Raw genomic sequence first — 6,995 nt, forward strand, 5'->3', positions numbered from 1 at the left:
TAGTTTTAATTTAAAATCAAGATCATGCTTTTTATTCAAAATAAACACCCCTAAAGTTGAATTTTAAGGTTCAACTTTAGGGGTGCACTTCATCAGTACTGTCCGGTATTTTTATTTAAGTTATATTACTTTTTCTTCTTCTTTTTTGAAGAAACGACTTGTGTGTTCTTTGGTTGTTTTGCGCGCTCATTCTCTTCGTGTGCTTCGATTAATGGTGCAATTTCTTCGTGCACTTTCTTCTTGTAGAACTTGTTTCCTAGCCAAGTCTGTAACACTAAGAATGCTCCACCTACAGCCCAATATAATGGTAATGCTGCAGGAGAAATTGCTGACATCCAGACAATCATAATTGGCGAGATAAACATCATCATACGCATCTGTGCTTTTTGTTCTTCTGGTATGTTCTGCATAGAAACGTAAGCTTGTAATGCGTATACAATACCTGCGATGACTGTCATCGCGATATCCGTCTTCGTTAACTCAAACCATAAGAAATTCGGATACTGTGTGATGCCACCTTCAGTTGGATATTTCAATACATAGAATAATCCAGTGACGATCGGCAATTGAATTAATAATGGTAAACATCCCATGTTTAATGGGTTAATACCATTCTCTTTGTATAATGCCATCATTTCCTGGTTTGCTTCCATCTTCTCTTCTTGCGTGCGCGCACGCTTTACTCGTTCTTGAATCTCTGTCATCTGCGGCTTGATTAAAGCCATTTTCTCACGCATAACGCTTTGGTTCTTATATGTTTTCATCATAAATGGGAAGAGCGCTAAACGTACGATTAATGTAATCGCAATAATCGCAAGTCCGTAGTTATGTCCCATATGTGACCCTAACCAGTGGATTAACTGGTCTAAAGGATGCACAAATGTATCATAGAAAAATCCATTACGGTTTGATTCTTTTGAATAGTCACAGCCAGATAAAATTATCGCTGCAGTAAATACTAGGAGCCATATCGACTTCTTTTTCATTTTTTCACCTCATAATATTATTCACATAGAGGTTATTTTATCATAAATCTAGGTATACATAAACAAAAAGCATGATATTTTACTTTTTACTTATAATACTGTAAGTAATCTGTAACAACTTGCTTAATATCACTGCTTCTTGTAATAGATGAAATAGTAGAGATACCATCTGCTCCTGAAGCGATAATCATTTCACAATTACGACTTGTGATGCCACCAATCGCTACAATCGGAATATCTTTATCGTAAAGGCGCATCTTACGTATTAGTTCGATACCACCTGGCTTTTTGGCATCGCTTTTACTACTTGTTTCATATATAGGACCGACACCTATATAATCTACATGTGTTAAATCGGACTGATCATACTCTTCAAAATTGCCGACAGATAACCCGATGATTTTTCCCTGGAAATCATCGATGATATTTTTAATCTTTTCATCATTCTGTCCAAGATGAATACCATCTGCATCAATTGCTTTAGCAAGTGCAACATCGTCATTGACGATAAATGGAACTTTATAATCTTTACATAGATTAAACAAACGTTCAGCAAGTAGATGCTTCTCTTGACCGGTCTTCGCTTTCGGTCCTTTCTCTCTAAACTGAAACATTGTAATTCCTGCTTCAAGTGCTTCTTTTAGCACATCTTCTAAGTCACCATCAGGAACATCAGAAGTCCCTGCAATGAAATATACATGAAGCATCTCTCTTTTAAACATAAGCTACACTTCTTTCACACGTGATTCCTTTGCTATATCATCTTGTTGAATTAAATAGAGCTGATCTATTAAATTCACTGCAAAATGTCCTGGCAAGGTCCCATTAGCACTATGAGCTGCTCGTTCCGCCGCAATCGTATAAGTCGCTATTGCTTCTGCTAATAATGCTAATGAAGGTTTAGTTTCATTATATATGAAACTTGCAACAACTGCTCCTAATAAACATCCTCCTCCTGTGACTTTCGTCAACATCGGTGTACCATTCTCTACTAGCATGATCTGTTCATCCTGACAAATTGCATCCACGGCGCCCGTTGCGATAATTGCAGTCTTGAATTTATCATATGCTCGTCGCGCGACGCTTTCAGTAGATAACGATTGATCTGCATCTGTCCCTTTCATTGTGGCATCATCTGTCAAAGCGGCAAGCTCTGATGCATTCCCACGAATGACACTAATATGATGCTCGTTTAGCAATCTTAAACAGAAGTCTTTACGAAACTTAGATGCACCACAAGCGACAGGATCAAGTACGATAGGTACATGATGTTTATTTGCAAATGCAGCCGCTTGTAACATGTTTTCCTTATCGTCTTCTTCAATTGAGCCTATATTGATCAATAACGCACCAGCATGTGCTAAAAACTCATCCATCTCCTGACGTTCTGTCGCCATCGCAGGGCTTGCACCAAGTGCAAGCAGACCATTCGCTGTAAAGTTTTTGACGACATCATTCGTAATACAAATAATCAAAGGGTTATCTTTACGAAGTTGATTAAGCTTTACCATTATTCTACCTCCTGAAACTTAAAGTGATTTACCGGACCTTGGCCATGACCAATTCCAGGAGTATACTTAATAGCCATATCCATATAGCGCTTCGCTAATCGCACAGCATCTTCTATACTCTTCCCTTTGGCAAGTTCTGCTGTGATAACAGCTGAATAAGTACAGCCCGTACCATGTGTATGCTTCGTATTATAACGTTCTCCAGGCAAAGTAATTAATCCAGTCTTTGTAAAAAGATAATCTGTCGCATCTCCCTTTAAGTGTCCACCTTTGATAAGCACACTTCGAGAACCAATTTCATCGATAAATATTTTTCCTGAACGTAAGATATCTTCTTCTGATTCTACCTTCATTTCAACAATTTTCTCTAGCTCAGGTATATTTGGTGTCACCACTGTCGCAATATCCAGTAATTTTGTACGCACAGCATTTTGACCATTTTCATCAAGCAACAAATCTCCACTTTTAGCTACCATAACAGGATCGATGACATACGGGACGTTATAACGTTCTATATACGGCCTTACAATATCCATTACTTCACTTGTTGCTAACATCCCCGTCTTTACTGCATCCGGAACAATGTCTGAATATACACTTTCAAGTTGTTTCTGTATAACCTCTACAGGCTGATTAAAGACATCCTGCACACCTAATGTATTTTGTGCAACAAGACTTGTTATTACGCTCATCCCGTATACGCCACGTGACTGAAAGACTTTCAAATCCACTGTCGTTCCGGCACCTCCTGTAGGATCGGTTCCGGCAATCGATAATGCTATTTTCATTAATATCCCTCCCATGTTTCTATGTTATAGGACATATTAAAGAAGCGCTTCTCATGAATACAGCTTTCAACAAAGTTCTTTCTTAATATATTTAATTCTTCATCAGAAGCTGTTTCACTAAATTCATCTACCCAGCGATCTAAATGACCGATAAGCTCATCCATATTCGTACAATAAAAGTCGACCCAAGGTTTTAGCGGATTTCCTTCCAGGTCATTTCGCTCAGCAATCTTCAGTGCCAGCTGCTGATAGACATAAGGACAAGGTGCCATCGCACATATCGTAAAACTTGCATCACTATAGCGGTAGGCATTGTAATACATATGCTTAATATAATGATCACTTGATGGATACCATTCTCCTTCTTCAATCACTGCCTTATAATCTACACCTGCATAATCTGCTAAAGTATAGTGCGCGTCTACTTCACCATTCATAACAAAATCGATTTGGCCAAGTAAGAACTGAATTCCTTTTCTATCATCTAGTTTTGGAATAAGTAAGCTATATATCTTTGCAAATTCGTTTAAATATAAACTATCTGCCTTTAAGTAATGTTTTACTGCTTCTTTCTTTAAATTCCCATGAATAATACCTTGAATAAACGGATCATTATAAATGGATTCAATAATCGGCTCTACTTCTTTTTTCAATTGTTTTGTAAACACGTTATCCCTCCTAAAAATAAAAACCTATCTCCTAATAGGAAATAGGTTAAATACACATAATGGGTACTCAGCACAACTTTCCTACGCCGGCATTATCCGGATCAGGTAAAGGGTTCGGCAAAAGCCATCTCAGCGCAAGGCACCCCTAGTGTATATATTAATATTAGTGTAACGAAGTTAATTTGTTAATGCAAAAAAAGAACTTTAAAGTGAATACCCTTTAAAGTTCTAATCTCATTATTATAAACGCGCACCACATACTGGCCATGGCTGCGCACCGCGCATATTGTACAGAATTTGAGCACGTTTCGTTTGCTCAGCTGCAGAAGCTTGGTGTGGATAACCGCTTCCACCGACACCACGCCATGTCTGTAAGTTGAACTGATACATTCCATAGTAACCATTTCCTGTATTGATTGATGGGTTACCACCAGATTCACATCTCGCTAATGCTGCCCAGTTTAAACCGTTGTTCACACGAACAGCTGGTGCTTGTGTCCTTGTCGTAGTTACACGTTTTGTCGTCGATGCATTATAAACAGTCTGTCTTACTGGTGCTTGGTACGTTGACTTAGCAACAGCACGTTTAACTGGTGCCTGATATGCTGTTCTTGTAACGGGTGCAGCTGCTACAGCGGGTCCATTAACCTTCAATGTACGCCCAACAATAATAATATCTGAATGCAGACCATTCCATGCTTTAAGCTGCGCAACTGATACACCGTAACGTGAGGCAATCTTGCCTAAAGTATCTCCAGGAACGATGCGGTAATATGAACCTGTAGTTACAGGTGCTGTGTAGGTAGGTTTATATGCTGATTTATAAGTTTTTCGCTGTGTTGTATTCTCATTAATATTTAATACTTGATTAACATGAATTAAGTTAGATCTCAATCCATTCTCATGCTTTAATGCCTGAACTGAAGTTCCATAGATTTGAGAGATTTTCCATAAAGAATCTCCACTTTTCACTCTATATTGTGCTGCATCTGCTTGAGTCGCCGCAAATGTTCCACCTACTGCAAATACTGTCGTTACCGCTAAAAGTTTTTTCATCTGGAAAGTCCTCCTAAAGATTATCTATAATTTTTAATACGTTAACTACATTAAAATTTCATATTTCATAGGTTAAAACAATATAAAAGATTAAGTGTTATGTTAAATTTCTGACTAACTAATACGCAGTTGACCACTGAGAAGCTCCAGCAGTTTGATATAATATTCTTGCACGTTTCCATTGTTCTTCAACTGAAGCATTTGCAGGATTCCCTGTTCCGCCTACAGATGCCCATGTTGATGGTGAAAACTGGAATAATCCGTAGTATCCAGATGGGTTAACAGCATTAGGGTTGCCACCCGATTCACGTTGTGCGATAACGCGTAAATGTGCATCCATTGATGAGTTCCCAGCAGGCGCTGCTTGTGCTACTGGCTTTTGTGCTGCTTGTTGTGGTTGTTGCGCCACTTGTTGCGGTTGTTGTGCTGCTTGCTGAACTGGTGCTTGTGCTACTGGCTGTTGAGCTACTTGTTGGACTGGTTTTTGTGCCGCCGGTTTAGCTGCTTGTGCCGCCGGTTTAGCTGCTTGCTCTGGCGCTTTGATGACTGGTGCTTGATACGCCACTGTTTGTTGTACAGTTACTGGCGCTTGTTGAGCAGCTGTTTGCGTAACAATTTGTCTTTTTTCATCTTTATCAACGATAATCAGTTTACCTACTTTAAGATCTTTATTTGTTTCAATACTATTCCATCTCTTTAAATCTGCAACTTTAGTATCAAACTTTTTAGCGATCTTCTCTAAAGTATCTCCTTTTTGGACTTCATATTTACCTTTAACTAATACTTCTAGTTTTTGATTGGGTAAGATGATGTCTGACTCTATTTTGTTAATTTTTTTAATTCTTTCAACTGTAGTGTCATATTTATCTGCGATTGACCAAAGTGACTCCCCGGTAGTCACTGTATGTTCTTTTGCATCTGCCTGTGCTGAAATTCCTGTAGCTAAAATTGCCATTCCTGTAAGTGCAGTAATTTTTTTCATTATGAATGTTGCCTCCGATAATTTTCTTAATATATATTAATAATTATATTTTTCTTTAATTTGATTGATATAAATTTAACACGTATTGATATTTCTTTGGTTACAGAAAGATGATTTATAATTACAAATATATTACAAAAGCATATCAATTTAACATCTAACCCCCCAGTAGCGTTCAGCACTGCGCTACTGGGGGGGTTATGGGGTGTAACTGAATGAGGATTAAATGTGAGTAATGAAATGGTATTAAAATGGTGTACTGGAGTCTGTTACATCCGATACAGATGTATTATCAGTTTGATTATTGTCTTCTTTGAGTTCTTCTTCACTTTCGCTTGACTCATCCTTTTGAACTTCATTATTTGTTGCAACTTTAATAATCTCATCTGCCTGAGCAGCATATTCACTCGGTGTCTTTTCTTCTCTACCTTCTACACCAAAAAGTTTACTGTTCCATCGTTCTTCTGCAGTAGACTGAATAAGCTGCTCTGTACCTTTCACAATAAGATTCTGGGCTACTTTATCTTTAATTTCATCCGGTAAGCTGTTCCATACAGCATCAGATCTTGATTCACTTTTTTCAGCTTTGTTCCCTCCGATATTCGCTAGGAACTTAATATTCTCTACTAGAATTTCAGTAGAATAGTGCGTCTTACCTTCTTTCTCGTAACGATTGCTATGGAATTGACCTGTTATGCATACAAAACTTCCTTTGCTACAATATTTCCCTATATTTACGGCTGTCTTATTAAATGCTTTACACATCAAAAAATCCGTCGAACGCTCACCATTTTTAGAAACTCCTCGATCAACAGCTAAAGAAAAAGTAGCGATGGTCGTATTATTTGCTACTTGTCGTAACGATGGGTCTTTTACTAAGCGTCCTGCTACAATCGCTTTGTTTATCACATCTTCACCTCCTTTCCCATAAAATATAGAGTAAAAATTGAACTTTGAAAAACTGCAGTAATTTAAAAATGGTATAGAAATCTATATAATTTTTT

8 protein-coding genes and 1 riboswitch are annotated in these 6,995 nt (G+C 37.8%); all 8 genes read right to left on the bottom strand.

What is annotated here, in order from left to right; genetic code table 11:
* Positions 1-125 precede the first annotated feature (125 nt).
* Positions 126-986, bottom strand: a complete 861-nt coding sequence (yidC, locus tag CD152_RS04100; RefSeq protein WP_101141503.1) for a membrane protein insertase YidC — start codon at positions 984-986, stop codon at positions 126-128.
* Positions 987-1,072: 86 nt separating this feature from the next.
* On the bottom strand, positions 1,073-1,708 hold the full coding sequence (thiE, locus tag CD152_RS04105; RefSeq protein ID WP_101141505.1) for a thiamine phosphate synthase: 636 nt from the start codon (positions 1,706-1,708) through the stop codon (positions 1,073-1,075).
* A gap of 3 nt (positions 1,709-1,711) precedes the next feature.
* The gene (gene thiM, locus CD152_RS04110; protein ID WP_101141507.1) at positions 1,712-2,497 is read right to left on the bottom strand and encodes a hydroxyethylthiazole kinase; all 786 of its coding nucleotides are present in this window, start codon (positions 2,495-2,497) and stop codon (positions 1,712-1,714) included.
* Positions 2,497-3,285, bottom strand: a complete 789-nt coding sequence (gene thiD / locus CD152_RS04115; RefSeq protein ID WP_101141508.1) for a bifunctional hydroxymethylpyrimidine kinase/phosphomethylpyrimidine kinase — start codon at positions 3,283-3,285, stop codon at positions 2,497-2,499. Before thiD ends, thiM begins: the two co-directional genes overlap by 1 nt.
* Positions 3,285-3,953 carry a thiaminase II gene (tenA, locus tag CD152_RS04120; RefSeq protein ID WP_086039236.1) on the bottom strand — a complete coding sequence of 223 codons (669 nt, stop codon included), beginning with the start codon at positions 3,951-3,953 and terminating at the stop codon, positions 3,285-3,287. The genes thiD and tenA overlap by 1 nt, the downstream gene beginning before the upstream one ends.
* 61 nt (positions 3,954-4,014) lie before the next feature.
* Positions 4,015-4,110, bottom strand: a riboswitch (TPP riboswitch).
* Positions 4,111-4,193: 83 nt separating this feature from the next.
* On the bottom strand, positions 4,194-5,009 hold the full coding sequence (locus CD152_RS04125; RefSeq protein ID WP_101141510.1) for a transglycosylase family protein: 816 nt from the start codon (positions 5,007-5,009) through the stop codon (positions 4,194-4,196).
* Positions 5,010-5,127: 118 nt separating this feature from the next.
* Positions 5,128-5,991 carry a transglycosylase family protein gene (locus CD152_RS12175; RefSeq protein ID WP_101141512.1) on the bottom strand — a complete coding sequence of 288 codons (864 nt, stop codon included), beginning with the start codon at positions 5,989-5,991 and terminating at the stop codon, positions 5,128-5,130.
* Positions 5,992-6,237: 246 nt separating this feature from the next.
* On the bottom strand, positions 6,238-6,900 hold the full coding sequence (locus CD152_RS04135) for a single-stranded DNA-binding protein (RefSeq protein ID WP_157821021.1): 663 nt from the start codon (positions 6,898-6,900) through the stop codon (positions 6,238-6,240).
* Positions 6,901-6,995 lie beyond the last annotated feature (95 nt).

The sequence above is a fragment of the Macrococcoides caseolyticum genome (assembly GCF_002902665.1).
In the GTDB taxonomy this organism is placed as follows: Bacteria; Bacillota; Bacilli; order Staphylococcales; family Staphylococcaceae; genus Macrococcoides; species Macrococcoides caseolyticum.

What these genes read in the sequence shown, in the direction of transcription:
- thiE (WP_101141505.1), bottom strand. Translation starts at nt 1,708, where the DNA reads ATGTTTAAAAGAGAGATGCTTCATGTATATTTCATTGCAGGGACTTCT.
- thiM (WP_101141507.1), bottom strand. Translation starts at nt 2,497, where the DNA reads ATGGTAAAGCTTAATCAACTTCGTAAAGATAACCCTTTGATTATTTGT.
- yidC (WP_101141503.1), bottom strand. Translation starts at nt 986, where the DNA reads ATGAAAAAGAAGTCGATATGGCTCCTAGTATTTACTGCAGCGATAATT.
- CD152_RS12175 (WP_101141512.1), bottom strand. Translation starts at nt 5,991, where the DNA reads ATGAAAAAAATTACTGCACTTACAGGAATGGCAATTTTAGCTACAGGA.
- thiD (WP_101141508.1), bottom strand. Translation starts at nt 3,285, where the DNA reads ATGAAAATAGCATTATCGATTGCCGGAACCGATCCTACAGGAGGTGCC.
- CD152_RS04125 (WP_101141510.1), bottom strand. Translation starts at nt 5,009, where the DNA reads ATGAAAAAACTTTTAGCGGTAACGACAGTATTTGCAGTAGGTGGAACA.